Origin of the sequence: Bacillus sp. CBEL-1 (assembly GCF_004348885.1) — a bacterium.
Taxonomy (GTDB): Bacteria; Bacillota; Bacilli; order Bacillales; family Bacillaceae_H; genus Priestia; species Priestia aryabhattai_A.
Genome location: NZ_SBIM01000010.1, coordinates 42277 through 66608, shown reverse-complemented (window position 1 = coordinate 66608; position 24332 = coordinate 42277). Strand labels below are relative to the sequence as shown.

30 protein-coding genes and 1 riboswitch are annotated in these 24332 nt (G+C 37.3%); of the genes, 21 read left to right on the top strand and 9 right to left on the bottom strand.

The features are described from left to right. Positions 1-20: 20 nt before the first annotated feature. The gene (gene trhA, locus EPL02_RS07985; protein WP_094912341.1) at positions 21-674 is read right to left on the bottom strand and encodes a PAQR family membrane homeostasis protein TrhA; all 654 of its coding nucleotides are present in this window, start codon (positions 672-674) and stop codon (positions 21-23) included. Positions 675-902: 228 nt separating this feature from the next. Between trhA and EPL02_RS07980 the strand changes: the two genes are divergently transcribed. The 4 genes from EPL02_RS07980 to EPL02_RS07965 all read left to right on the top strand — a co-directional run bounded on the left by EPL02_RS07980 (position 903) and on the right by EPL02_RS07965 (position 5040). Then, complete coding sequence (locus EPL02_RS07980; protein ID WP_131887419.1) at positions 903-1532, top strand: DUF1643 domain-containing protein; 630 nt, start codon at positions 903-905, stop codon at positions 1530-1532. 67 nt (positions 1533-1599) lie between these two features. Then, positions 1600-2031, top strand: coding sequence for a hypothetical protein (locus EPL02_RS07975; RefSeq protein WP_094912343.1), 432 nt, complete (start codon positions 1600-1602; stop codon positions 2029-2031). A gap of 302 nt (positions 2032-2333) precedes the next feature. After that, positions 2334-2981: a 5,6-dimethylbenzimidazole synthase gene (bluB, locus tag EPL02_RS07970; protein WP_094912344.1), complete on the top strand. Its 648-nt coding sequence runs from the start codon at positions 2334-2336 to the stop codon at positions 2979-2981. 119 nt (positions 2982-3100) lie between these two features. Then, positions 3101-3202, top strand: a riboswitch (purine riboswitch). A gap of 512 nt (positions 3203-3714) precedes the next feature. Beyond that, a complete protein-coding gene (locus EPL02_RS07965; protein ID WP_286175325.1) occupies positions 3715-5040 on the top strand; it encodes an amidohydrolase family protein in 1326 nt (441 codons plus the stop codon). Positions 5041-5077: 37 nt separating this feature from the next. Here the strand turns inward: EPL02_RS07965 and EPL02_RS07960 are convergent, their stop codons facing one another. Next, positions 5078-5275, bottom strand: a complete 198-nt coding sequence (locus tag EPL02_RS07960) for a cold-shock protein (RefSeq protein ID WP_025908246.1) — start codon at positions 5273-5275, stop codon at positions 5078-5080. 230 nt (positions 5276-5505) lie between these two features. Here EPL02_RS07960 and EPL02_RS07955 point away from each other — a divergent pair, with 230 nt between their 5' ends. From EPL02_RS07955 to EPL02_RS07920, 8 genes are all read left to right on the top strand, one after another. Beyond that, positions 5506-5817 carry a hypothetical protein gene (locus tag EPL02_RS07955; protein ID WP_131887418.1) on the top strand — a complete coding sequence of 104 codons (312 nt, stop codon included), beginning with the start codon at positions 5506-5508 and terminating at the stop codon, positions 5815-5817. A gap of 989 nt (positions 5818-6806) precedes the next feature. After that, positions 6807-6998 carry a hypothetical protein gene (locus tag EPL02_RS07950; RefSeq protein WP_094912350.1) on the top strand — a complete coding sequence of 64 codons (192 nt, stop codon included), beginning with the start codon at positions 6807-6809 and terminating at the stop codon, positions 6996-6998. 549 nt (positions 6999-7547) lie between these two features. Then, entirely contained in the window at positions 7548-8390 is an 843-nt protein-coding gene (locus tag EPL02_RS07945; protein WP_094912351.1) for an SPFH domain-containing protein, read from the top strand. A 16-nt stretch (positions 8391-8406) separates the two neighbouring features. Then, positions 8407-8583 carry a type II toxin-antitoxin system antitoxin gene (locus tag EPL02_RS07940; protein WP_131887417.1) on the top strand — a complete coding sequence of 59 codons (177 nt, stop codon included), beginning with the start codon at positions 8407-8409 and terminating at the stop codon, positions 8581-8583. A gap of 410 nt (positions 8584-8993) precedes the next feature. After that, positions 8994-9977 (top strand): Gfo/Idh/MocA family protein, encoded by a 984-nt coding sequence (locus EPL02_RS07935; protein WP_131887416.1) that lies wholly within the window; start codon positions 8994-8996, stop codon positions 9975-9977. Positions 9978-10380: 403 nt separating this feature from the next. Continuing rightward, the gene (locus EPL02_RS07930; protein WP_094912356.1) at positions 10381-10989 is read left to right on the top strand and encodes a sigma-70 family RNA polymerase sigma factor; all 609 of its coding nucleotides are present in this window, start codon (positions 10381-10383) and stop codon (positions 10987-10989) included. After that, entirely contained in the window at positions 10982-11122 is a 141-nt protein-coding gene (locus EPL02_RS07925) for a YvrJ family protein (protein WP_311859050.1), read from the top strand. The genes EPL02_RS07930 and EPL02_RS07925 overlap by 8 nt, the downstream gene beginning before the upstream one ends. Before the next feature lie 6 nt (positions 11123-11128). Beyond that, complete coding sequence (locus tag EPL02_RS07920; protein WP_094912359.1) at positions 11129-11368, top strand: helix-turn-helix domain-containing protein; 240 nt, start codon at positions 11129-11131, stop codon at positions 11366-11368. A gap of 65 nt (positions 11369-11433) precedes the next feature. Here the strand turns inward: EPL02_RS07920 and EPL02_RS07915 are convergent, their stop codons facing one another. From EPL02_RS07915 to EPL02_RS07895, 5 genes are all read right to left on the bottom strand, one after another. Beyond that, positions 11434-11619, bottom strand: a complete 186-nt coding sequence (locus EPL02_RS07915) for a twin-arginine translocase TatA/TatE family subunit (RefSeq protein ID WP_025908239.1) — start codon at positions 11617-11619, stop codon at positions 11434-11436. A gap of 58 nt (positions 11620-11677) precedes the next feature. Next, a complete protein-coding gene (locus tag EPL02_RS07910) occupies positions 11678-11992 on the bottom strand; it encodes a DMT family transporter (protein ID WP_094912361.1) in 315 nt (104 codons plus the stop codon). A gap of 1 nt (position 11993) precedes the next feature. Next, complete coding sequence (locus tag EPL02_RS07905; RefSeq protein ID WP_131887415.1) at positions 11994-12335, bottom strand: DMT family transporter; 342 nt, start codon at positions 12333-12335, stop codon at positions 11994-11996. Positions 12336-12359: 24 nt separating this feature from the next. Further along, positions 12360-12950, bottom strand: a complete 591-nt coding sequence (locus EPL02_RS07900; RefSeq protein ID WP_094912364.1) for a TetR/AcrR family transcriptional regulator — start codon at positions 12948-12950, stop codon at positions 12360-12362. A 77-nt stretch (positions 12951-13027) separates the two neighbouring features. Further along, entirely contained in the window at positions 13028-13690 is a 663-nt protein-coding gene (locus EPL02_RS07895; protein ID WP_131887414.1) for a hypothetical protein, read from the bottom strand. A gap of 688 nt (positions 13691-14378) precedes the next feature. Here EPL02_RS07895 and pgsB point away from each other — a divergent pair. From pgsB to EPL02_RS07865, 6 genes are all read left to right on the top strand, one after another. Continuing rightward, entirely contained in the window at positions 14379-15560 is a 1182-nt protein-coding gene (gene pgsB, locus EPL02_RS07890; RefSeq protein WP_094912365.1) for a poly-gamma-glutamate synthase PgsB, read from the top strand. A gap of 16 nt (positions 15561-15576) precedes the next feature. Next, on the top strand, positions 15577-16026 hold the full coding sequence (gene pgsC, locus EPL02_RS07885) for a poly-gamma-glutamate biosynthesis protein PgsC (protein WP_094912366.1): 450 nt from the start codon (positions 15577-15579) through the stop codon (positions 16024-16026). 32 nt (positions 16027-16058) lie between these two features. Continuing rightward, positions 16059-17288 (top strand): CapA family protein, encoded by a 1230-nt coding sequence (locus EPL02_RS07880; protein ID WP_094912367.1) that lies wholly within the window; start codon positions 16059-16061, stop codon positions 17286-17288. A 21-nt stretch (positions 17289-17309) separates the two neighbouring features. Next, positions 17310-18875 (top strand): gamma-glutamyltransferase family protein, encoded by a 1566-nt coding sequence (locus EPL02_RS07875; RefSeq protein ID WP_131887413.1) that lies wholly within the window; start codon positions 17310-17312, stop codon positions 18873-18875. A 16-nt stretch (positions 18876-18891) separates the two neighbouring features. After that, on the top strand, positions 18892-19089 hold the full coding sequence (locus EPL02_RS07870; RefSeq protein ID WP_094912369.1) for a CapE family protein: 198 nt from the start codon (positions 18892-18894) through the stop codon (positions 19087-19089). A 91-nt stretch (positions 19090-19180) separates the two neighbouring features. Beyond that, a complete protein-coding gene (locus EPL02_RS07865) occupies positions 19181-20740 on the top strand; it encodes a gamma-glutamyltransferase family protein (RefSeq protein ID WP_205687704.1) in 1560 nt (519 codons plus the stop codon). Positions 20741-20754: 14 nt separating this feature from the next. Here the strand turns inward: EPL02_RS07865 and EPL02_RS07860 are convergent, their stop codons facing one another. Continuing rightward, positions 20755-21216: a staygreen family protein gene (locus EPL02_RS07860; protein WP_094912372.1), complete on the bottom strand. Its 462-nt coding sequence runs from the start codon at positions 21214-21216 to the stop codon at positions 20755-20757. Positions 21217-21375: 159 nt separating this feature from the next. On the opposite strand from EPL02_RS07860, the gene EPL02_RS20840 reads away from it, so the two are divergent. The 3 genes from EPL02_RS20840 to EPL02_RS07850 all read left to right on the top strand — a co-directional run bounded on the left by EPL02_RS20840 (position 21376) and on the right by EPL02_RS07850 (position 23152). Further along, positions 21376-21543, top strand: a complete 168-nt coding sequence (locus EPL02_RS20840; RefSeq protein ID WP_165932531.1) for a hypothetical protein — start codon at positions 21376-21378, stop codon at positions 21541-21543. A gap of 342 nt (positions 21544-21885) precedes the next feature. Continuing rightward, positions 21886-22359, top strand: a complete 474-nt coding sequence (locus EPL02_RS07855; RefSeq protein ID WP_131887412.1) for a hypothetical protein — start codon at positions 21886-21888, stop codon at positions 22357-22359. Positions 22360-22468: 109 nt separating this feature from the next. Next, the gene (locus EPL02_RS07850) at positions 22469-23152 is read left to right on the top strand and encodes a haloacid dehalogenase type II (RefSeq protein WP_286175317.1); all 684 of its coding nucleotides are present in this window, start codon (positions 22469-22471) and stop codon (positions 23150-23152) included. 31 nt (positions 23153-23183) lie between these two features. Here EPL02_RS07850 and EPL02_RS07845 read toward each other — a convergent pair whose 3' ends face one another. Further along, on the bottom strand, positions 23184-24293 hold the full coding sequence (locus EPL02_RS07845) for an AI-2E family transporter (protein ID WP_094912377.1): 1110 nt from the start codon (positions 24291-24293) through the stop codon (positions 23184-23186). Between the last annotated feature and the right edge of the window lie 39 nt (positions 24294-24332).

Genomic DNA, 24332 nt, shown 5'->3' with positions numbered 1-24332 from the left:
GGCGATAAATCGCCTCTTTTTTATTGAATTGCAATCGGTAGTACATATAAAAGAACCGCAAGAAAATGCGTGACTGTTCCCCCAAGTACAAATAAATGCCAAATCATATGATGGAAGCGAAATCCTCGCCAAACGTAAAAAATAGCGCCAATCGTATAAAGAACTCCACCGATAACAAGCAAAACTAAGCCTGGTGTTTCTAATGTTGCTTTTAGAGAATTCCATGCAAAGACAATCATCCAACCCATTAATACGTATAGGACTGTTGAAATAAAGAGGAATTTTTTTACGAAGAAAGCTTTAAACACAATTCCTGCAATCGCAATCCCCCATACAACAGCAAAGAGGGTCCATCCCATTGTTCCTTTCACAACGACGAATAAAAACGGCGTATAGGTTCCAGCGATAAATAAATAAATGGAGGAATGATCAAAGATTTCAAATAAATCTTTTACCTTGCCTTCAGGAAAGCTGTGAACAAGCGTTGATGATACGTATAGTAATAACATGGTAATGCCATAAATCGTAAAGCTAACAATATGCCAAGGTGTACCTTGTAATGAAGAAAATACAATAAGAAGAGTGAGTCCAACAATGCTTAAGATGACTCCAACTCCGTGCGTGATTGCATTTGCAATCTCTTCACCTTTTGTAAATGTATGTGTATTCGCCACTTACAAAATCCTTTCTTTATCAGAATATATGGTCTTATTATAGACCATTTTTTTAAAATTATCTAATTTAACAACAACTTGTACCAATAGATGAATGTGATTCATAGCTGTAAAACACATGTATGAGAAGGTAAGATAAATTTTTCCAAAAAGATAGAAAAGTTGTCATGCCTTTGCTATTTCAAAATACATATAGAATGAAATGATAGAGAAGAGGGTGATTGGGAAGTGAAAAAAGAAGCGATATTCGACGAAGAAGGAACATATCAATATTCTTTTAAAGTAGCTTGGAGTGCAAAAAATGATCGGACCGTAACGTTCATCTTATCATCTCCAATGAATACAGGTACTCAACAAAGTGAAGAAGAATTGCAGAAATGTATGCAGTTAGCACAACAGTGGGGCTTTGGTTCTTTAGAAATTGTCTATTTATTTAGCTATCAAGCTGAAGATGAGAGATTATTAGCGAAGCTCTCAAAGCAAGAAGCCGTCGGAATTGGAACCAATCAATATTTGACGCAGGCCGTTAATCGTGCACATTTAGTAATTGCCGCATGGGGAGATAAAGGTGAAATTCACAATAGGCAAGAGGATATCTGTACAAATGGAAAGACACCGATGTACTGCTTAGGGATGACTGATAATGGCTGCCCTATAGCCGTTGAAGATATTCCACAAAGTGTTGAACTACAAAGATGGTCTTTCTCAGAAAGTGAGAAAGAAACAAAAGAGATTTACTCCTATATTGAAGAGGTAAACGATCAATTTTCTGAGCCTACATTTACTGAGATAAAGTCGTTTGCACAAGAGGAAGATCCTTCTGCTGTTATTGAAGAAATTATTGATATTTTCCGCTGAAGACCGTAATGAAATGAACTCTTGCATCATAGAATTGTATGAACCATGCTGTATAGGAGGTCATTACATGACAATTGATGAAGCGCTCAAAAGAGTGGAAACGTTGTATGAAATCATTTATACAACTTGCTTTCAATATGTAGAAGGAGCCAATGTTCAGGAAGTAGAAATTGATTTAACTATCATTGATGAACTTGGAAGTTTATTAAACTATTTATATGAATTAGATGTTCATGACGAAGCGTTATTACGCTCCATTTTAAATAAATTAGAATATGGACAACCTGTTTATGATCTCGCCATTTTGAATCCAATTTCTTTGGATGGAAATGAAGAGAAAATTGATGTTCTGTATGAAGAAAAGATTAAGGTTGAAAAAATGCTGCATGAAAGCTATAAGAAGCAACACGAGAAATTATTAACAAAAGCCATACCGCACTTAAAGCAGATGCAGTGTGAACTCCAAGCATTTTTGTATATTTGCAGTGTCAAACAATAATATATACAAATAAAATACTGCGTGTTAGAATGAAAAAAAGACCTTTCTTAATACAGAAAGTCGTTACAACGGTATAGGTAATCATCTAAAGCATGAAGGTGATGGTAATGATAGTTACCTTTTCCTTTGTGCTTTATTTATTATTGGCCAATTAGGTGAGTTACGGCTGCTTGCTGGGTCAAAAAGGAACGTTAAAATATGGATCAATATTGGTGGCGCTCCTTATCGTATTTTCATCTAGTAAGGCGTAAATATCATAGATTGACATCACTCTAGTTAAAAAATATTGAGGTGAAAAAGTCATGCTTAATCATGAAGAAAAAGAAGCAGTATACAAAGCTATTTATGGTCGACGAGATGTTCGAACATTTTTATCTAAGGAAGTATCAGAAGAAAAAATTAATCGTATTTTAAATGCTGCTCACCATGGGCCATCCGTAGGGTTTATGCAACCTTGGAATTTTATTTTAATTTCGTCAAATAGCGTAAAAGAAAAATTAGCTTGGGCAGCTGACAAGGAAAGACGAGCGTTGGCTATTCATTATGAAGGCCAAAAAGAGAAAGATTTTTTAGAGCTGAAAATTCAAGGACTGAAAGAAGCGCCGCTTACAATTTGTGTCACATGTGATCCAACAAGGGGAGGTTCACACGTCCTGGGGCGTAATTCAATACCTGAGACGGATATTATGTCAACAGCCTGTGCTATTCAAAACATGTGGCTTGCTGCTTACGCTGAGGGACTGGCAATGGGGTGGGTAAGCTTTTATAAGAAAAATGATGTACGAGATATTTTAAATATCCCGCCGCATATTGATCCCGTAGCGCTCATGTCCGTAGGGTATACGGAAAATTATCCGGAAAAACCAATTTTAGAACAAGCGAATTGGGCTCAGCGCCGATCTCTAGAACATCTCATCTATGAAGATGTGTGGGGAGAGAAAAATCAGTAAATTGATTGATTCAAAATCAGTTGAGCTCGTATAAAAAACGAACGAATTAACAATTATAAATTAAAATATTCGTTTTTATTGTTGACAAGCATGTCGAAACGAGGTATCTTTATATCAAGAAAAAGCTGAATACGGTCACTCATATATGTTTGAGAATATGGCTCGAACGTTTCTACCTTGTTACCGTAAATAACAAGACTATGAGTAAAAAGTAAATCTAGGTTCCCGCTTTTCAATATGAAAAGGTCTGGTCCAAGCGATTTACATGCTTAATGTTTTTTGACAGAACGGCATGACACCGAAGGGATAAAAGCCCAGGCGGGTAGGTTTTTGCTCATCTATTATGAGATACCTACCTTTGCTTTGGGCTTTTTCTTATTGTATCTATTGCAACACTGTGTATGCTTGTCGTTGGGTGTGCCGTTAGCTTTCTGGGGAGACAAGCTAGCGGAGGGAGACGAAGCTACACGCTTTAGCATTTCTGCAAGCCCTCATTAACCATTGGAAGTACATTTATCTATTTTCTAGCATTTTTCTTTGTGTAAGCAGTGTGGGGACACTGCTTCTTTTTTTTGCTTGAATTTGTCGAGTGTTCGAATGATTTATCGAAAGAAAAAGAAGGTATTTTGGGTAATTTAGCGAATTAGTGCAAACAAGAGCTTCAGCTCCCCAATATGCTGAAGAGATAGTATCGCTTGCAAAAAAGAAAAGATTATAGAGGAGAGGGTTAAGATTGTTACATTTAGTTAACGTCCGCTTACCATTAATTCATGATCATGCACTTTTTGAAGTGAAAATTACAGACGGAATGTATACCTCAATTGTGTTGCAAAACGGCTACATGGAAGATGATGAGTTTGAAGAGCTGCACGCAGATATTTTGGGAAAAGAAACGGCTTTAGATGCTCAAGGGAGAGTTATGCTACCTGGATTTGTAGATATGCACATGCATTTAGATAAAGCTCACTCTTTACCTCAAGTGCCTAACCTTTCTGGTACTCTAGCTGAAGCAGTTGAAAACTATGCGTCTAGCATTGCGCTGTTTTCTGAAGAAGAAATTAGACAGCGTATTGTAAAAACAGCACTACAGGCGTTAGCAAACGGAACGACAGCTATACGCACACATATTGATTTTAATTGTTTATTAGAAGAAGATATTCTATTTAGAGGGCTTCAAGCAGCAGCGGATGCACGAGATGAGCTCAGTCCGTACATGGAAATCCAGCTTGTTCCGTTATTTGGATCGGTAAACATACATGATGACCATATTATGAGAAAAGTTGAGAGAGCAGTAGAGTTAGGAATCGATGCAATTGGAGGTTGTCCTCATTTAGCTAGTGATCCTAACGAAGATATAGACGCCTTGTTTATTCTTGCTAAAGAGTATGACTTGCCACTGGATTTGCATATTGATGAAAGTGACAATCCGGATGTCGATACAATCATTTATTTAGCTGAGCAAACCATTGCTCATAAGATGCAGGGAAAAGTAGTAGCTGGTCACTTGTGTTCGTTAGCAGGAATGGATGAAGATAAAGTTCAGAAAATTTTAACTTTAATGCAAGATGCTAAAATTGGAGCAGTAACGCTTCCAGCTGCAAATCTTTATTTACAAGGGCGTGAAGATCGAGGCATTATTCGAAGAGGAGTAACGCGAATTAAAGAGCTCCAAAAATCAGCTATTCCCGTAGCAACGGCTTCAGATAACGTTCATGATCCCTTTCATCCGTTTGGCAAAGCCGATTTATTACAAATTGGCTTGTTAACAGGATATGTTGCTCATATGGGGAGTCCTGAAGAACAAAAGCAGCTTCTTCGAATGATTACTAGTATTCCAGCAAAATTAATTGGAAAAAGAAAATATGGAATTGAAGAGGGAAATGAAGCAAACTTCGTCCTTCTAAACGTGCAGTCAATGCCAGAGATATGGACTGAAATCCCAGAGACACGCTTTGTTTATGTTCAAAACAGGTGGGTTAGTGTGAAAGAGACGCATCAGCGCTTAGCTGATCATAACTTGACAGCTCTATGGAAAGAGAATCAGTTATTAATTGGATAAAAAAAGAAGCACTCACGCTGTGAGTGCTTCTAAATTATTACTTTTGAACGTTAGCAGCTTGTGGTCCACGAGCGCCTTGTTCGATTTCAAATGATACGTCTTGACCTTCTTCAAGTGTTTTGAAACCGTCGCCTTGGATAGCTGAGAAGTGTACGAATACATCGTCTTGACCTTCAACTTCGATGAATCCAAAACCTTTTTCTGCATTAAACCATTTTACTTTACCTTGTACCATTGTAGTACCTCCTGTGTGGAACAATCCACGAATATATTACTATCTCTGCTCAATTTCAATAAAAATCACTTTAAAGAAAGTCTTTCTATTTCCAACACCGAACAAGAAATAATATACCTAGTATAACACTTTTTCTTTAAAAAGAAACCTTTTTTTCGAAAAAAACTATGTTAACTTCAAAAAAGAACTTAATATGTTACAATTTGGATAAAGAAGGGGAGGCGACTAGAATGGAAGACTTGTTTTCTCTATTAATATTTATTTTTGTTTTAATTTATGTTGTAGTGGCAAATCGAGAAGTGGTGGAAAAGCTAACTTGGCAACAGCGTATTGGAGTTGCTGCTACTTTTATCATGACCATTGGACTTGCAGTTGGTTGCTTTTACATAGTTGGTCATGTGCTTCAAAGTTATATTGAAAATAGGCTTGTACAAATGATGGGCAAAATCATCACTGTTGTTGCTGTTATGCTAGGAGCAACTAAATGTATGCATATGGTTTTTAGAAAGATTACGAACGGTTTAGTAGGAAATGATGTATGAGAGGATATAGAAATTAATTATTTTAACATATAAATACGTTATTTTTTATATTCATAAAGAGCTGTTACTAAGTGGTAAGAAAGACTGTTAAATTAAGAATATATAAAAAGCTGCATAAAGAATAAATTTAGAAAGCAAACGAGCTCTTATGTATCCAGGGCTCGTTTTTTTCTTTTTTGGTAAGTTTCGGAAATAATATTTATGTAAACTAGCAATATATATGATATACATAGTAATTAGAAGTTATATTATTGATAAAATGGTATAAAATCCAACGTCGAGGTATTCGTATGTATTTATTTGAACATGAACAAAAAAGAAAAAAGTTAATTCACAACTCATATTTGTCCATTTTTATTCTTTCTTTGCTGCTAAGTTTATGCTTTTTCCTGACAGACTACGGATTAGGAACGCAATTTATTGCAAGAGGGACAATCTCTGTATTGTTTTATGTTGTTGTTTTTTACTTTGCCATAAATGAAAAGAAGTGGGCCTTATTCCTAGTTAAAGTTAATGTATTAATGCTAATTTTTATGTTAGTTGTAGTTATTATTAGCTTAATATTTGGGCGTTAAAAACAATATGTTTAGTTTATTTAGCTTGAGTAACCTTTATTATACAGAATTTCTCATAAGAGAAGCCTTAAATTTATATACCATCTAAATTTAAGGCTAAGTCAATTAATGCAAAGATAAGACCTAATATGAATGAAAGGATAAATATGAATTTCCATTTCATTTTTTTCTCTATCTGATAAAGATTTAGTTTTTCTAACGCAAATGAAACAAGCCACATTATAATAATTGTTTCAACGAATTCAACTATAAAATTAAAAACAAAGTTCATTTGTTCTCCCTTTCTTGTTTTGAAATATTTACTCTTCTATTAAAACACTTTTATCTCTATAAAAAAATTATGTTAATCACGAATGAATACAAAATGATAAAATGTAATTATTAGGAAAATAATGGAATAGAGGAGTTGTTTACTTGTTTTTAAATTTTCTCGGTATGTTAGCAGGACTTATAATAGCTTTAAGCCACATTTTTGATCCTAGATTCGATGGGTTTATGCGTTGGGTAATGGTTACTTGTGGTTTGCTGATATTTATCTATCATTTAAGCATAGCTCTAGATAAGAAGAAAAATAGAGTAGTTAACCAAAATGAAGAAAAAAATTAAAACGTTATGAAAAAGCATCTAATACTGCGATTAGATGCTTTTTTGCTTCCTAAGCTTTTTGTTATTGAAAGAAATTACTATGCTTCCTTAAAATATATCATCAGGCCAGCTCACAAACGTTTATACCAAGAATTAAGGAGCATAACCTTATGTGTGAAGGAAAAGAGTGTAAGCAATATATTGCAGAACAGACTGATTTATATGCTATAAAACAATTTGTAAGTAAACATGGATACCTCTTTAATATAGGAATCCAGCAGTAACGTGAGATTTTCATTCAACCATTACCACTTCTCACTATCTAAATATCCTCAAGTCTAAAAGTCTTATTGACCTACACATCTAAAAACCTAAGAAGCATCTGTATAAAAAATACCGATAATTTACAATTTGAATATTTCAAAGTACCAAAGGGTGGATGCTACTTAAATTTATAAAGCCTAGTATTTCATGAATTAGAATACATTATTTAGGTTTTTATTTACATTTATTTCTAAAAGTGATATCATAATAATATGAAAAAGATATAAAGACAAAGGGGAGATTACTTTGCAGGAGCGTCAAGCGTGGATTTTAAATGGTTTTGTGGGTATTCTGTTGATTTTAGCAGCCATCATAGGCGGTATTTTTATGCTCATTCAAGAGGTGCCGCTTGTAGGACTTCCGCTTATTGCTATTGGTGGATTGTTAGCTTCCGGTGTGACGGTTGTACAGCCAAATCAATCTCAGGTTGTTATTTTCTTTGGAAAATATTTAGGAAGTATTCGTAGCAGTGGTTTGTTCGTAACTGTTCCGCTAACAATTAGACGTACCATTTCACTACGAGTTCGAAATTTCAATAGCAAAAAGTTAAAAGTAAATGATGTAGAAGGAAACCCAATTGAGATTGCCGCAGTTGTTGTGTTTAAAGTAGTCGACTCTGCCAAAGCGGTGTTTGACGTAGATTCGTATGAAGAGTTTGTGGCGATTCAAAGTGAAACAGCAATTCGAGCAGTAGCGACACGTTATCCTTATGATACGTTTGAAAATGTAGAGCTTACGCTTCGCGGAAACGCAGATGAAATTTCTGATGAATTAGCAAAAGAGCTGCAAGACCGTCTTGAGGTTGCCGGTGTAGAAGTAATTGAAGCGCGCTTAACACACCTTGCATACTCAACAGAAATTGCAAGCGCTATGTTACAAAGACAGCAGGCAACAGCTATTTTATCAGCTCGTAAGAAGATTGTTGAAGGCGCAGTATCCATGGCACAAATGGCAGTTGAGCAATTAGAACAAGATGGTATACTAGACTTAGATGAAGAGCGTAAAGTCAATATGGTTAACAACTTGATGGTCGCAATTATTTCAGATCGAGGAACACAGCCTGTGGTGAATACAGGTAGCTTATACTAATTGGTTGTGAGAAGGAATGGCAAAAAAGAAAAGTTTCCCACTGCGAATTGACCCCAAGCTCTATAAGCTATTAGAGCGTTGGGCACATGATGAATTTCGGAGCGTTAACGGACACATTGAATTTTTACTCCGTGAGGCTGTGCGTAAAGAAGGACGGCTTAGTAAGCAAAAAGAGCAAAGTGACGAAACCTAGCAAGCTGGCGATATGCCAACTTGCTTTTTTCGTATACAAAGGAAAAGTACCTATTCGTAAATATGAAGATACCATGCCAAACAGAGAATGTTCTTTGATTTATCAGAAGAGAGACCAACCCTCATCAAAGGCTGATCTTGCCCAAAAGCCTGTGACTAGAATGAAAGATGCGCCACTCCAGTAAGATGAGCGAGACAGGTGAGAACCCGCAGTATACAAGGAGGCTGAGTGCTCGCCCTGCGGCAAGGGTGCAATTTGAAATGGAAATCAGGTCGAGCAGAGAAAATGTTTCATAGAGCTGAAAAGAAAGTCATATTCCGCTCATTGTGAATTATTAAAACGATTTCATTGCACTTTTAATTTGAACCAGGCTACAATAAGACGTATATGTAAAAAAAGGAGTGAATCAAATGATTCGTTTTGGCGTTATCGGAACAAACTGGATTACAGAATCATTATTAGAAGCAGCAAGTCACGTAGAAGACTTCAAATTAACCGCTGTGTACTCAAGAACAGAAGAGCGCGCACAGGAATTTGCTTCTAAATATAACGTAACAACAACGTTTACTAACCTAGAAGAAATGGCTACAAGCGATCAACTCGATGCAGTTTATATTGCGTCACCTAATGCGTATCACGCTGAACAAGCAATCTTATTCATGAAAAATGGAAAGCATGTTCTATGTGAAAAGCCACTTGCAGCCAATGCCACGGAAGTAACGCAAATGATTCAAGCTGCAAAAAACAACAATGTTTTATTAATGGAAGCAATGAAATCTACGCTTATGCCAAACTTTAAAGTCATTGCAGAAAATCTACATAAAATTGGGCCGGTTCGTCGTTATTTTGCGAGCTACTGTCAATACTCTTCTCGCTACGATAAATATAAGGAAGGCATTGTACTAAACGCCTTTAATCCTAAATTCGCTAACGGTTCTCTTATGGATTTGGGCGTATACTGCTTATATCCGCTGATCACATTATTCGGTGCTCCAAAAGAAGTTAAGGCAACTGGTGTTATGCTGGAGTCAGGTGTTGATGGAGAAGGTGCTGTAGCCCTATCATATGATGATAAAGACGCTGTCGTGATGTACTCTAAAATCACAAACTCACACCTTCCAAGCGAAATTCAAGGTGAAAAAGGCAGCATGATTATTGATAAAATCAATAGTGCCGAAAAAGTAGAAATTCGCTACAACAATGGTGAAGTAGAAGAACTTACAGTCGAACAGAATCATCCGTCGATGTATTATGAGATAAAAGAATTTGTCGACCTGTTAAAGAGTGGGCAAACAGAATCAACTGTAAACTCATTTGAAAATTCATATGAAACAATGCATGTGATGGACAAGGTTCGCAGTCAGCTCGGCCTCGTTTTTCCAAACGATAACTAATACATATCAACAAAGAAGCAGAAGGATTACCTCTGCTTCTTTTTGATTTTTGAAATAAACGCTCCCCACTAAGAAATACGTAAGCTCGATTAGAAATGGTAGGGACTAATTTTTAAAGTAAGTATCTCCTAACAGAGAAGCGAAACTAAACACAAAAAGAAGAAGCCAGTCCAAAATGTCACTTTTCCATTAATAATAGATGTTTTAACGTCGGAATCTTTTTATCCATATTTTCATATATAGGATTAATTTATTGGTAATAACATGCTTGAAAACCACAGTTTGACTTTTAACATACTTATCCTTTAATATAAAACAAGAACAAATGTTCTTGTTTTTGTTGTTTTTTTCTCAGCTTTCCCCTTTTTATTTACTATATTTAAAAAAATAGGAGGTTATTTATATGGTTAATGAATCTGTACATCATCTTATCCCCCCATATTTAGAAACATCTTTTTCTGCATTTTACCGAAAAAATAGAGCAGCACTTTCTTCTCCTTTATTAAAGAACTTTTTAAAAAATGATCATCACTACGATTTATTACAAATGACGTTTCGCCACAAGAGTGAGCACTACGCTTCGTTAGTGGATGAAGTGTTCAAAGAATTTTATAGTGAAATTCGCTTTTTGTCTTACATTTCAATGTTATGTAAGCACTTTGTACGGGATAAAGTGCAGCTTTACCAGAAGACACAGTATGTAAAAAGCTTGGATCAGCCGATTGTAATGGAAGAGCAGCGAACGTACGGCGAAATGCTTGGTGTAGCAGATCGAGACTGGTGGAATAGATCATTTTTAAGCCATCAAATTGAAGATGAAGAGCTTTATAAAGCATTCGTATCCTTGCCTTGGAAGCAGCAGCTTATTTTGCATCTTCGCATTGTTGAAGGATGGACCAATGGTGAAATTGCTTCTTTCTTTCATGTTTCTCCTCAGGCCGTTTCTTTTAAGTATCGACGCTCACTTATGCACTTAAAACAACAATTAGAAGGAAGGGATGCACATGGTTGAATGGTTATCCGTTATTAATCAAGTTGGCTTTCCTATCGTGGTTTCGTTTTACTTATTAGTGAGGCTTGAAGCAAATATTAAGCAGCTAGAAGAAGCTGTAGAAAATCTTTCAAGTGACTTAAGAAAGAAGTGATGATGAATGACAACTCTTTATAAATTAATTGAACGAGTGAAAAAAGATGATGAAAAAGCTGTTGAAGAACTTCTGCAAAGACTATCCCCGAAAGTGAAGAAAGCAGCTCAAACAGCGTGCACAACAGAACGCGAAGACATTAAGCAAGAGCTGAATGTTAAAATTGTACAAGCAGCAAAAAAATTTAGTGTTGAGTATACACCAGGCTTTTGGGAAACTGTCTTAAAAGAAGAGCAGCAAAAGTAGTAAATAAAAAGCAGATGTCTACATGGACATCTGCTTTGTTTATGTGTTATGACTAAGAAGTAGGGTCATACTTGCTTTTGTGTTTTCTTTGTCTTATCATCTTCATCGTCTTCCATCATTCCTTTGGTAGCAAGCTTAAACTCTCGCAGCGTTTTTCCTGCTGCTTTTCCAAGCTCAGGCAGCTTTTTCGGACCGAATAAAAGCAAAGCAACAAAGACAATTAGCGCAATTTCTCCAAAACCAAGGTTCATGGTCATCGTCTCCTAGTCAAAGAATAGATACAAGTTCATTATAGCATGGATTATGTTGTTAAGATGTGAATTTTAATCCAATTACGCCAATGACGATAAAGGAGATAAATAAAAGACGCTTCCAATCTTTCTTTTCATTAAAAAGAAACATCCCTAACAATACGCTTCCTACCGCCCCAACACCAGTCCAAATGCTATACGCAGTACCAATTGGGATTTCGCGTAGAGCTAATGAAAGTAAATAAAAGCTCGCAAGGCTAAATACGCTAAACCCAATAGAAGGAAGCAGGCGCTTAAAACCATCTGACAGTTTTAAAAAGATAACAAAACCAACTTCACATATTCCTGCTCCAATTAAAGCAATCCAAGCCATATTAGCCTTCCTCCTTTACATCGTCTTCGCTTGATACCAGTTTAATGCCAACAATACCAACAAGCATCAATACCAAGAAAAAAATTCTTGTTAAGCTTGCATCTTCGTTTAAGGCAACCATTCCAATGACAGCTGTTCCAGCTGCGCCAATACCTGTGAAAATGGCATAAGAAGTCCCAACTGCAATGTCTTTTAGTGCTTTTGAAAAGAAGAAAAAGCTGATGACAATCGCGATTAATGTTGCAACAGAAGGCCAAAACTGCGTGAAACCTTCTGAATACTTCAACCCCATCGCCCACACAATCTCAAACAAACCTGCAATAATTAAATAAATCCAAGCCATGAATAAAACTCCTTTATTATTCTTTTATTCCTTTTTAATACCTAACCAAAAAATGCTCCAAGCATCTTCTATTTTGGTAGAATAGCGCTCTTGGTCGTAGTAAAAGCGTTGAACAAATAGCCCATCCGTTAAGCAATAAAAACTGTTAATGTAGCGGTCAATTTTCTCGTTTCGCATCGTTCCCTCTGTAATACCTTGTTCAAAGATGGAGGTTAATAATCGATCAGATAACTCTTCACTTGCTAAAAAGCGTTCTTTTACAAAGGTTTGCAAATGAAAAGGAGGAAACATAATTAAGCGCCTATACATTTGCCCAAAGCTATCTTCTTGTAGCGCAAAGCAGAGCTGAAATAAAAATTGCTTTAACTGATCAGGAGCGGGTGCATCTTTCTGTTCATCAAAAATCTTCTGCATCTTTTGAGTAAAAACAGCTACTAGGTCATCGACCGTAGCTAAAAAAAGCTCATCTTTATTTTTGAAATGTGCGTATAACGAAGGTTTTTTTATGCCTACTTGCTCAGCGATATGGGCTAAAGAAGTGTCAGTGTAGCCTTTCTCGCCGAAAGCTGTCATTGCGACAGCTTTTATTCTGTCAACGGTTGATGGATGCTCCATACTTTATAACCTCCCTTTTAATCTACCTAACGTTCGGTAGGTAAAACTATATCAAACTATAAAAAAAGAAGCAAGGCTTATCCTGCTTCTTTTGGAAGGAATTTTGACATGGTCATAAATAATGCTGTCATAAAAATAAGTTCAAATGTATTCGTTACGGCACCGCTCTCGATTGGAAGCGGCATAGCACTTCCTAGAATCATTAAAATAACGCCAAGCATCATCACGCTCCATTTAGTATGACGAAAAAGTGAGATGCTCACTAGCAGTAAAATAAACGTAACGATTAACACCATAATTGGTGGTCCACTGCTCCCACCAACTAGTGTATAACGAAGCACGCCGTATTCTACTACTGGTTGAAGGGTTTGGTGCGTAATTTCTGTGAGTTCATACAGAATTAAGGCAATGGTAATAAGGAGAAAGCTATAAAGAGTAACGCTTTTCTTGGCCCATTGCAGTTCCGCATGCCTCCCAATACCCAAAGCAAAAAGCACAAGAGTGGGAGTGAAGAAAGCATGACCTAGAAACCTCCATAAGTTTAGCGTCTCAAGAGTTGATCCTTCGCCGATAAATATGCCTGTTGCTAATAGACCGTTATCATAAATGAGTCCCAGCGTCACGACTAATAAAAAGTATGCAAAAGATTGATTTATACGATTCCTATAAAGAAATAAGCCCCAGCCTAACAAAGCGATGTATAAAGCAGTAAAAGAAAAATAAAGCGCGGTATCGACCATTAAGTATTCACCCTTTTTATTGAATTTATATTTGTCTACGAGCTTTATACCCAAAATATTTAAAGCCCAATCCTAAAAAAGAACATCTATCTTCCTAAAAAAGAACTGGTTATAAAGTTTGTCTATGTATGTGAATTTGGTAGTTAGTGTACCCTTTCTGACTACTCTCTTTATGAGTCTATTACATTATATATTTTACTTTTTCTTTAATGACTATAGGAATATGTTCATTTTAGTGAAAAGTCAGTATTTTAACAGTTTCTTTAGAAAGATATGAAGCAAAAAGTAAAATTAAGTTCAGTTTTAATCTTTTTATGGGTTTTACGTTACAGGAATGTTTCATGTGTTAAAGATATTGCATCTTCGTAATGTAGATGTGTAAAAAATATAAAAAAAAGATAAAGGATTAAAGGGCTTTTATTAGGCGAATGGTCACAAAGTATAGAGGAAATGCTTAGAAACAACAGGGTTATGAAAGTTCCTTGACCTTTCATAACCAATACAAAAAACATGTATCGTTTGAGCTATTGACCGTTTCTTCGTACGAGTGGTAGGTTTAGACCTGTTGAATTTGGTGCTCGAGCCCAAAAGTAAAAATGAAATTAGACAAAGAGAAGAGAAACGAAATCGCAGATGAACGCTAACAGTTTCAGCGGTCAGCGCTATTTTGGAAGGAGAAGGATAAGAGATGATCTTAATAGTCCTATGCTGCTTATTTTTACTAGGCTATGGCATTTGGGAGTATCGTAGACATTTGCGTAAACTACGTTCAATTCCAGTTCGAGTAAATGTTAACGGTATTCGAGGGAAATCAACTGTTACGCGTCTAATAACAGGAATTGTAAAAGAAGCAGGTTATAAAACAGTTGGGAAAACAACTGGTACCCAAGCACGAATGATTTATTGGCACACTTCAGAAGAAGAACCGATTATCCGTCGTAAAGAAGGGCCAAATATTGGTGAGCAACGACGCGTTGTAAATGAAGTTGCTGATATGGGAGCCGAAGCACTTATATGTGAATGTATGGCCGTTCAGCCAGATTATCAAATTACATTTCAAAATCAGCTTATTCAAGCCAAAGTGGGCGTTATTGTAAACGTACTAGAGGATCACATGGATGTAATGGGCCCAACTTTAGATGAAGTTGCCCAAGCTTTCCTAGCAACAATTCCTTATGATGGACACCTTGTTACAATTGAAGGTCCTTATTTAGAGTATTACAAAAAGGTTGCAGCAGAGCGAAATACAAAAGTAATCGTTGCTGATAATGATCGTATTTCTGAAGAGTATTTACGTAAGTTTGATTACATGGTATTCCCGGATAATGCTTCAATCGGTTTAGCTGTTGCTGAAGCACTAGGTATTGATGAAGAAACGGCAATGAGAGGAATGCTAAACGCTCAGCCAGACCCAGGTGCAATGAGAATTACGAAGTTTGGAGATACAAGCAATCCAGCGTTCTTAGTAAACGGATTTGCAGCCAATGACGCTTCATCAACACTTCGTATTTGGGAGCGCGTAGATTCTATGAACTACAGTCCTAAGCTTCCGATTGTCATCATGAACTGCCGCCCTGACCGTGTGGATCGTACAGAACAATTCGCAGTTGATGTAATGCCTTATATAGAAGCAGACGTGATGATTGCTATTGGTCAGACAACCTCACCTATAGCGGATGCTTATGCAAAAGGAACGTTACCAACGAAAGAGTTCTGGGATATGGAAGGTGCATCAACAGAGGAAATCCTTGAGCGCATGAAACCATACTTAAAAGATCGCATTGTCTATGGTGTCGGAAATATTCACGGTTCAGCAGAGCCGCTTGTAGAAGCGATTATTGAAATGAAAACGATGAAAAAAGCAGTTTAATCTAGGAGGCCATTTCATGTTCGGATCAGATTTATATATTGCCCTTGTATTGGGTATAACGCTCAGCTTAATTTTCACAGAAAAAACAGGTGTATTGCCTGCTGGATTAATTGTTCCAGGTTACTTGGCACTGATTTTTGATCAGCCAATGATGATTGTGGTTGTATTCGTTATTAGTTTACTAACCTATGTAATTGTTGTTTATGGTATTTCAAAAGTAGTTATTTTATATGGACGTCGTAAGTTCACCGCAATGTTGATTACAGGAATTGCAATTAAAGTTATTTTTGATTATTTCTATCCAGTCCTACCATTTGAAATATTCGAGCTACGCGGTATCGGGGTTATTGTACCAGGATTAATCGCTAACTCTATGCAAAAACAAGGTGTACCATTAACAGTTGGGACAACAGTATTACTAAGTGGAATCACATTTGGTGTAATGCAAATTTATTACCTGTTTTAATAAAAAGATAGAAGAAAGGAGGGCCAACGTCAGTGAAGAAAAAACAGCTTAACTTTCAAGAGAAAGTATTAATGTTTATTAAAAAAACAAAGCCAAGCAGCGGAAAGCAAGCACTTATCCTTACACCTATTTTAATCCTTGTTTTGGCACTAGCAGGCTGGGTTCAGCGTTCGGATGCGCTTCAAGATCCTAATCTTGCAAAAAAAGAGTCCAGTGATGATATCACCTTAACAATGGTTGGAGATATTATGATGGGTCGACATATTAAAGAAGTGACAAGCCGTCACGGAGAAGACTTTGTATTTCGCAATGTTCAGCCTTTCTTTGATGAGTCTGACTATGTAAGTGGAAACTACGAGTCCCCAGTTTTAACAAATAAAGAAAGTTCTTATGAGAAAATTGATAAAAGCATTCACTTATACAGTGAAGAAGAAGATTTAAAAGCTGTAAAAAATGCAGGCTTTGATGTATTAAACCTAGCCAATAACCATGCGATGGACTACGGGACAAAAGGTCTTGAAGATACGCTTGCATCTTTTGAAAAAAATCGTATGAACTATGTTGGTGCGGGGCGCAATAAAGAAGAAGCAAAGCATGTTTCATATAAAGAAGTAGATGGTGTAAAGATTGCCTCTGTTGGGTTCACAGACGTATATGTTGCCGGAATGAAAGCAGGCAAAAACAACCCTGGAATCTTGGATGCAGATCCAGATGTTATCTTTGAAACGATTCAAGAAGCAAAAGAAAATGCAGATTTAGTTGTTGTAAATGCGCACTGGGGTGCAGAGTACGACGTAGAACCGAGTGAACGTCAACAAGGATTAGCAAAAGCGATGGTTGATGCAGGTGCAGATATCATTATTGGACATCACCCACACGTTTTACAATCATTTGATGTTTATAACGGCTCAATTATCTTCTATAGTCTAGGAAACTTTGTTTTTGACCAAGGATGGTCAAGCACGAAAAATACAGCAATGGTTCAGTATAACCTAAACAAAGAAGGTCAAGCTACGGTAGACGTCATTCCAATGGTGATTAAAGAAGGTACTCCAACGCCAACGGATAACCCATGGCGTATGAAGCGAATCTACAACGACTTAACAAAGTATGCATCAAATGAAGGTCGTTTAGAAAAAGAAGATAAGAAATTCCAAATTAAGCTTGATCACTCACACGTAATGAAACGATCACAGGAACGCCAAAATCAAAGTGAAGACGCTCCTGTTAACAACAAAGAAGAGGTATACACACAACAATAATTCAGCTAAAGGAGATGAAAGATGATGAAAAAACGAAAATTGCTTTTTGTAGCTGTTATCATCTTCTCTCTCATTATTAGCGTCGTAGCGTATCAATTTTTGTTTCCTAAAAAAGAATATGCCGTTAGTACGTCCGACCCTTATGCAACAAAAGTGGGGATGGATGTACTGAAAAACGGTGGTACTGCTGTTGATGCAGCGATTGCAATCTCCTATGCACTAGGCGTTGTCGAGCCATATGGCTCTGGTGTCGGTGGAGGCGGTGGCATGCTGATTGATCCAGCCGATGGAGATTCTACGTTTATTGATTATCGCGAAGTCGCTCCGAATTCAGATAAAGATGAGCAAGAAGGAGTTCCAGGATTTGTAGCGGGAATGGAATATATTCATCAGAACTATGCAACAAAACCAATGGGTGAACTAATGAACCCAGCCATTTCCTATGCCAGAGATGGCTTTAAAGTAGATCAAGATCTTCATGACAGGTTAATTTCCTATCAAAAAAACTTAGATGAAGATGAGCTTGAGCAGTTTTATCCGAATGAAGAAGCCATTAAAGCAGGGGAAATTTTGAAGCAAAAAGATTTAGCTAAGACCCTTACAGCGATTAAAGAAGAAGGTGCTTCTGCTTTTTATCGTGGGGATATTGGTGATGAGCTTGCTGATGAGACGGAGATTTCCAAAAAAGACTTGCGCGATTATGAAGCAATTGAGCGAAAGCCTTTAGAAACCAACTATAAAGGTAATCGCATTATAAGTGCTCCGCCACCGTTTTCAGGCGTAACGCTTATTCAAATGCTAAAGCTAGCAGATGAAGAAAAGATTTGGGAACTAAAAGGTGAGAAACCAAGCTTATTTAATCACTATTTAGGTGAGATTTCCAAAGTAACTTATCAAGATCGATTAGATAAAGTGGCTGATCCATCTTTTATTAAACAGGCTCCTGAAGACTGGATTGATGATCGTTACGTTCATTTGTTAGGCAATAAAATTAATGAAACACGCACGAAAAAAACGAAAGTTAGCGATGTGGAAGAACACGAAAGTACAACACATTTTGTTGTAATTGATAAAGAAGGAACGGTTGTTTCTACAACTAATACGCTAAGTAACTTCTTCGGAAGTGGAAAAAACGTTGAAGGCTTCTTTTTAAATAACACGCTTGGTACTTTCGGTGAAGGCATCAATAAAATCGAAGAAGGTAAACGACCACGTACCTTTACAGCGCCTACTATTATCCGCGGTGACGACGACGAGTGGGTAATGGGAATCGGTACACCTGGAGGAAATCGAATTCCACAAGTATTAACGCAGGTACTAGGCAACTATTTTGATGGTGGTCAATCAATTGATAAAGCAGTGCAGTCAAGCCGCGTCATCTTTGATTCTGACAAACTTTACCCTGAGAAAGAGCCAGAAAATAATGTGAAGGATCGCCTTAAAACGTATGGTTATGACGTCAAAGAAAACGATAACCCAATGTTTTACGGAGGCGTACAAGCTCTTATTCAAGACAGGAATGAGCATACGATTTCGGGGAGTGCAGATAAAAGAAGGCATGGTTTGTGGGATAAAAGTACAGAATAATTGAGGAGGAATAGTCATGGTCGTTAAACGTATTGTAGGAGTAGTAGCTCCAGTTGTTATTGTAGCAGGAGTTGTTGTTACGTTAGGAGCTTTAAAGCATCCAACAACTTTATCAACAATTGAAGAGCAAAAAATTGAGAAAAACTTAAAGATGATGGAGCAGACTGAACAACAAACAACAGCTGAGCAGCCTTCATTATCTTTAAACAAGTAAGTAAATCATCGCCGGTTAGCATGATAAAAAAGGCATCGTCATACACGATGCCTTTTTTATACTACATACAACAAAGAAAGAAGTGAACAGCATGTGGAATAAAAGGAGAGCTCTTATAGGAGGAGTTTCTTTATGTGTATTAATTGCGGGTTCAGTATGGTTTGTTCGTAATAACGATGAAAATAACACGCCTTTATTTAGCAATGGTGACTCATCTTATGGAGTTAGCTCTTCCAACCCCATTGCTGTTGATGTAGGTATGAACGTATTAAAAGAAGGAGGCAACGCTGTAGATGCAGCAATTGCTGTATCTTACGCGCTGGGTGTTGTCGAACCGTATGGCTCAGGAATCGGTGGCGGTGGTGGTATGCTGGTTGCTAAAGAAGGTGAAGAGCCAACATTCATTGATTATCGCGAAGTAGCACCAAGCTCTTTAAGAGGGAAAACAGGAGTTCCTGGCTTTGTGGCAGGAATGGAATATGTGAGTAAAAAGTATGGAACAACGTCTATGACAAAGTTAATTGAGCCTGCTATTGAGTATGCCGAGGAAGGTTTTAAAGTAGATGACCTCTTAGCGAGTCGGTTATATTACGCAAGTGGACGAATGGACACTGGCAATTTACCGAACTTCTTTCCAAAGGGAGAAGCCATAAAAGCAGGAGAAGGGCTAAAGCAACCTGAACTTGCCGAGCAGTTAACGTACATCAAACAAAACGGGGCCGCAGGTTTTTATCAAAAGGACATTGCTAAACGTCTAGAAGAAGAAACAAACATAACGTTAGAAGACCTGCAAAATTATGAAGTAGAAGAAAGGCAGCCGGTTATTTCAACATACAAAGGAAATGAAATCATTGCCGCTCCACCTCCATTTTCAGGTATTACTGTTATTCAAATGTTAAAAATGATGGAAAAAGAAAACGTTAACATAGACGAGCAAGACGTAGATTATGGGGCTATTAAGAAAATCAAAGAAATAGCGTATGCTGCTAGAGTAAAAGAGGTTAGTGATCCTGCTTTTTACCCGCAAGATGTAGAGCGTTTCCTTAGCAATGAGTATATTGAAAGCTTATTAGAAAACTCGGAAGAACGAGCAGTGGAGAGTTCTGACCAAGAGCATGAAAGTACAACGCATTTTGTCGTCATTGATAAGGAAGGTACAACCGTATCTACAACCAATACGCTAAGCAACTTTTTCGGGCTCGGTAAGCAGGTGGATGGATTTTTTCTTAACAATAATGCGGATACCTATGGTTCAATCGGCGTGAATAATCCTGAGCCTGGAAAAAGAGCGCGAACGTTTACAGCTCCTTTAATTATTCGTAAGGAAGGCGAGTGGATAATGGGGGTAGGAACGCCAGGAGGAACGCGTATTCCACAGGTATTAAACCAAGTATTAGCCCGCCATTTTCAAGGAGGGGAAGAATTGGAAAAAGCGGTGGAAACGCCTCGGTTTATCTTTGATCAGGAAACTCTTTACATTGAGCCAACTACGCCTGAAGAAGTCATCGAGAGAATGAGCGCTTTTGATGTACAAAGCAAAACAAGCGACGTCTACTATGGAGGAGTTCAACTTCTTATGCAGGATTTTGATAGTGGGAAAGTAACTGGTGTCGGTGACTCTCGCCGAAACGGTGTGTGGAAGCATAGCTAAAAAGGTAGCAGACGCTACCTTTTTATCGTTTCATAGATTGATGGGGTTTGCATGTAGCGAATCGTATGAAACTCGGAATAATTCGAATGATAATGAACGTAGATTGGAGCTTGATCTAAATTGTGCACTTGTTTAAAAAAGAAATGGTCTCCATATCGCAAAGCAGTTAAGAGCACTGGCATCTCTTTGTTGAAAATCGCGTAACGAATGGCTTGAATTGATTTATCAGTACGATGATCGCCAATAAAAACATACAAGTAAAGAGCGGTTGCATCTTTGTAATGAATCCACTCTCCAAACAGCTCGTTTCGCTGTTCATTGAGAACGTCTTTAGCAAATGAAGATCCGATAATTAAATACAAGGAATCCGTTTCAGAGACATAAGTCAGCGTATAGCGCCTTTTTAAAAGAGGTTGGGTAGGAGTTGCTCCTTGTCGGTACGTAACGCTAAACTCTTCAGGATTAAATGTAGCCATCCTGCGTCATCCTTTCATGCTTTTAAGTAGTGTATGCCCGCAGTAGGAAAAAAAGTCATGCAAAACCCTATCCTTTACAACACCTATCTAAAACAGCTAATCTATAAAAGTGTAGGCGACTAACGGGCGCTAAAAACAAAGTGGAAAAGGGGGAGGCAGATGGAGCCATTCTATATCGTTCTATCCATATTCTTAGCAGCGATGCTTTCATACGACATCGCAAAATTTGTTCGAGGAGACAGGCCCGACTGGAAAGAAGGTCTTGTGACGTTTCTCGTATTTATTGGATTTCTGGCAGCCATGCAAATGGCATTTCAGATTGTATAGAAAAGACCCCTTATAGGTGGTCTTTTTTTATTTTAGACTGTGATGATTGTTAGCGATGACTATTTTTTATTCAATGAGCTATGGTGGAAACAAGTGAATTCGAACAAAAATCATCCCGAGCAGGGTAGTGGTATTTACATTACTCAAAGAGAGAAAAGTCCTCATCAAAAGGTGCCAGATAAAAAAATCCATGATTGAAATGGAAGTTCCACTAAGCAGAAAAAGCAGTGATCAAACGAAGTCCCGTCTTACTCTGCGTTTATTCAATGTGCTAAATGCTTGTTTAGATGAATAAGCTTTATAGTAGAAAATTAAACTACAACTGGCGAAGGAGCAGAGCTTTTGTATAACAAACGAAGGCGATTCATAAAACTAGTGCTCATTATTGGAGGACTGTTATCCTTACTAACATTAGGAGCTTGGGGATTTCAATTTACGTTTTTTTCTTCTACATATCATGCTAAGCATGTTGTTAAGGAATTCTATGATCTTGAGCAGAAAGGGAACTTCTCTGATTCATGGGAGTACTTTCATCCCGCTATGAAAGTTCGTTTTGAGAAGGGAGCTTATATTCAAGATCGGGCACACGTCTTTTTAAATCATTTCGGTGTCGAAACATTTTCCTATGACATTACCGAAGTAGAAAAGCTAGATACGTGGAAAATCACGGCTGATGGTGAAGAGTGGACGGATGTTTATCAAATGAAAGTGATTCAAATTTATAAAGGGAAATACGGAAATTTTTCCATTAATCAATGCGTGTTTGCAGTCAAAACTGAGGGAGAATGGACCATTGCATGGGATTATAATCAATAAAAAAGTGCACAAACTTGAACTGCATCTCTAACTTTTAGACAAAGTTTAATAGTTAGAGATGCAGTTTTTTTTATGGAAACGCCGTTATGTTTTTTAAAGAGGGGGTACAATGAATAATGGAGGAGGTCAGTTAATGAAGTTTAAAGCCATTTTATTTGATGCATACGGAACATTATTTGATGTACATACCGTCATTGAAACCTGTGAAGAATACTATCCTGATAAAGGAACAAAAATAAGTCAGCTGTGGCGTCAAAAACAAATCGAATACGCTATGCAAAGTCAAATTATGGGGCGCTATGTTGATTTTTATGAACTAACAAAAAAATCATTACGCTACGCGGTGGATGTTGTTGATGAAGGGATAACGCCTGGAAGTGAAGAAGCGTTACTTCATGCCTATTCCAGACTAAACCTTTATTCTGAAGTGAAACAAGTACTGGCGTATTTAAAAGAAAAAGGCTATCTGCTTGCCATTTTTACAAACGGACCTAAGCACATGATTAATCCGCTTGTAGCTCATCATAGGTTAGCACCTTTGTTTGATGATGTCATTTCTGTTGATGAAATCAAACAGTTCAAGCCAGCGATGGCTAGTTATCACTACGCAGCTAATAAGCTAGAAGTAGAGCGTGACGAAGTGCTTTTCCTATCATCAAATCCGTGGGATATTGCTGGAGCAAAGAATTACGGATTTTCAACCGTGTGGGTAAACCGCCATCATCAAGTACCTGAGCATCGTGAATTAACGCCTAATCGCGTGATTCATGACTTAACGAATTTAGTCAAATAAAAAAACAGGACGCGCGTCCTGTTTTTTTATTCTAGCTGTAGGCCTGTTGATCTGTTTTGGACCTTGATCGTAACTTGATTAAGCGAACGATATTAAGCACCAATGTCTTAACAACCGCATAGAACGGCACGGCTAAAATCATTCCTAAAATTCCTGCTAAGTTTCCAGCTACTAAGAGTAGTAAGATAATGGTCAGCGGGTGGATATTAAGCTTTCTTCCCATGATAAGAGGAGAAATAACGTTTCCTTCTAGCTGCTGAACAATAACCATTACAATAATAACTAAAAAAGCCTTTGTAGGAGAGTCTAAGATTCCAATAATAACGGCTGGAGCAGCTCCAAAAAATGGTCCTAAGTATGGAATGATATTTGTTACGGCACCAATTAAGCCAAGTACAAGTGCAAATGGTAGCCCAATAATTAAGTAACCGATGGAAGCACATACGCCAACAAACAAGGCAACAAGCATTTGGCCTTGGATATAAGTCGCAACAGTTTCTTTCGTTTCCTCTAAAATCTTTAGACCTTCGTCACGATAAGACGGTGGAAAGAGCTTAACGATATACTTAGGTAAGCTATGTCCGTCTTTTAACATATAAAATAAAATAAAAGGCACAGTGACGATTGTAAGCGTGATGTTAGTCAGAACGCTAAAAATTGTTGATAAGCTGCTTGTGACACCAGTAGTAAGCGTAGATGAAAAGTTTGCAAGAGAGTCTTCAATTTTTTCAATTGATACATATTCCTGCTCAACAATCCACTGAAAACCTTTTGTTTCTGATAAATTATTAATCGCTTCTTGACTCTTATCTACATAAGTTGGGAGCTTGTCCGCAAACTGATTGGCTTCTTTCGAAAGAGCTGGTCCCAATGTTCCAACCGCAAACGAGATGATGCCGATGAAAATGGCATATAATACGAGAATTCCAACCGTTTTAGGAACTTTCTTTTTCTCAAGAAAAAAGACAATAGGACTAAATAAGAAATATAAAAATCCTGATACTAAAATAGGGAAAAAGAGCGTTGTGAAAAAGACAACAATTGGTTCAAATACAAATGAAATTTTCGTGCAAATGTAAATGAACAATGCAATTAGCACAAGCTGAATCGTCCAAAATTGAAACTTTTTTGCTTTTGACACTTCATTACCTCCAAATAACCAATTCAAATAATATCACTA

Excerpts from the sequence above, each read along its gene's own strand:
- EPL02_RS07925 (WP_311859050.1), top strand. The coding sequence starts at position 10,982 with ATGGTTGAATGGTTATCCGTTATTAATCAAGTTGGCTTTCCTATCGTG.
- EPL02_RS07870 (WP_094912369.1), top strand. The coding sequence starts at position 18,892 with ATGGTCGTTAAACGTATTGTAGGAGTAGTAGCTCCAGTTGTTATTGTA.
- EPL02_RS07915 (WP_025908239.1), bottom strand. The coding sequence starts at position 11,619 with ATGAACCTTGGTTTTGGAGAAATTGCGCTAATTGTCTTTGTTGCTTTG.
- EPL02_RS07895 (WP_131887414.1), bottom strand. The coding sequence starts at position 13,690 with ATGGTCGATACCGCGCTTTATTTTTCTTTTACTGCTTTATACATCGCT.
- pgsB (WP_094912365.1), top strand. The coding sequence starts at position 14,379 with ATGATCTTAATAGTCCTATGCTGCTTATTTTTACTAGGCTATGGCATT.
- EPL02_RS07930 (WP_094912356.1), top strand. The coding sequence starts at position 10,381 with ATGGTTAATGAATCTGTACATCATCTTATCCCCCCATATTTAGAAACA.
- pgsC (WP_094912366.1), top strand. The coding sequence starts at position 15,577 with ATGTTCGGATCAGATTTATATATTGCCCTTGTATTGGGTATAACGCTC.
- EPL02_RS07905 (WP_131887415.1), bottom strand. The coding sequence starts at position 12,335 with ATGGCTTGGATTTATTTAATTATTGCAGGTTTGTTTGAGATTGTGTGG.
- EPL02_RS07975 (WP_094912343.1), top strand. The coding sequence starts at position 1,600 with ATGACAATTGATGAAGCGCTCAAAAGAGTGGAAACGTTGTATGAAATC.
- EPL02_RS07865 (WP_205687704.1), top strand. The coding sequence starts at position 19,181 with ATGTGGAATAAAAGGAGAGCTCTTATAGGAGGAGTTTCTTTATGTGTA.
- bluB (WP_094912344.1), top strand. The coding sequence starts at position 2,334 with ATGCTTAATCATGAAGAAAAAGAAGCAGTATACAAAGCTATTTATGGT.
- EPL02_RS07875 (WP_131887413.1), top strand. The coding sequence starts at position 17,310 with ATGATGAAAAAACGAAAATTGCTTTTTGTAGCTGTTATCATCTTCTCT.
- EPL02_RS07860 (WP_094912372.1), bottom strand. The coding sequence starts at position 21,216 with ATGGCTACATTTAATCCTGAAGAGTTTAGCGTTACGTACCGACAAGGA.
- EPL02_RS07955 (WP_131887418.1), top strand. The coding sequence starts at position 5,506 with ATGGAAGACTTGTTTTCTCTATTAATATTTATTTTTGTTTTAATTTAT.
- EPL02_RS07935 (WP_131887416.1), top strand. The coding sequence starts at position 8,994 with ATGATTCGTTTTGGCGTTATCGGAACAAACTGGATTACAGAATCATTA.
- EPL02_RS07940 (WP_131887417.1), top strand. The coding sequence starts at position 8,407 with ATGGCAAAAAAGAAAAGTTTCCCACTGCGAATTGACCCCAAGCTCTAT.
- EPL02_RS20840 (WP_165932531.1), top strand. The coding sequence starts at position 21,376 with ATGGAGCCATTCTATATCGTTCTATCCATATTCTTAGCAGCGATGCTT.
- EPL02_RS07850 (WP_286175317.1), top strand. The coding sequence starts at position 22,469 with ATGAATAATGGAGGAGGTCAGTTAATGAAGTTTAAAGCCATTTTATTT.
- EPL02_RS07920 (WP_094912359.1), top strand. The coding sequence starts at position 11,129 with ATGACAACTCTTTATAAATTAATTGAACGAGTGAAAAAAGATGATGAA.
- EPL02_RS07960 (WP_025908246.1), bottom strand. The coding sequence starts at position 5,275 with ATGGTACAAGGTAAAGTAAAATGGTTTAATGCAGAAAAAGGTTTTGGA.
- EPL02_RS07900 (WP_094912364.1), bottom strand. The coding sequence starts at position 12,950 with ATGGAGCATCCATCAACCGTTGACAGAATAAAAGCTGTCGCAATGACA.
- EPL02_RS07910 (WP_094912361.1), bottom strand. The coding sequence starts at position 11,992 with ATGGCTTGGATTGCTTTAATTGGAGCAGGAATATGTGAAGTTGGTTTT.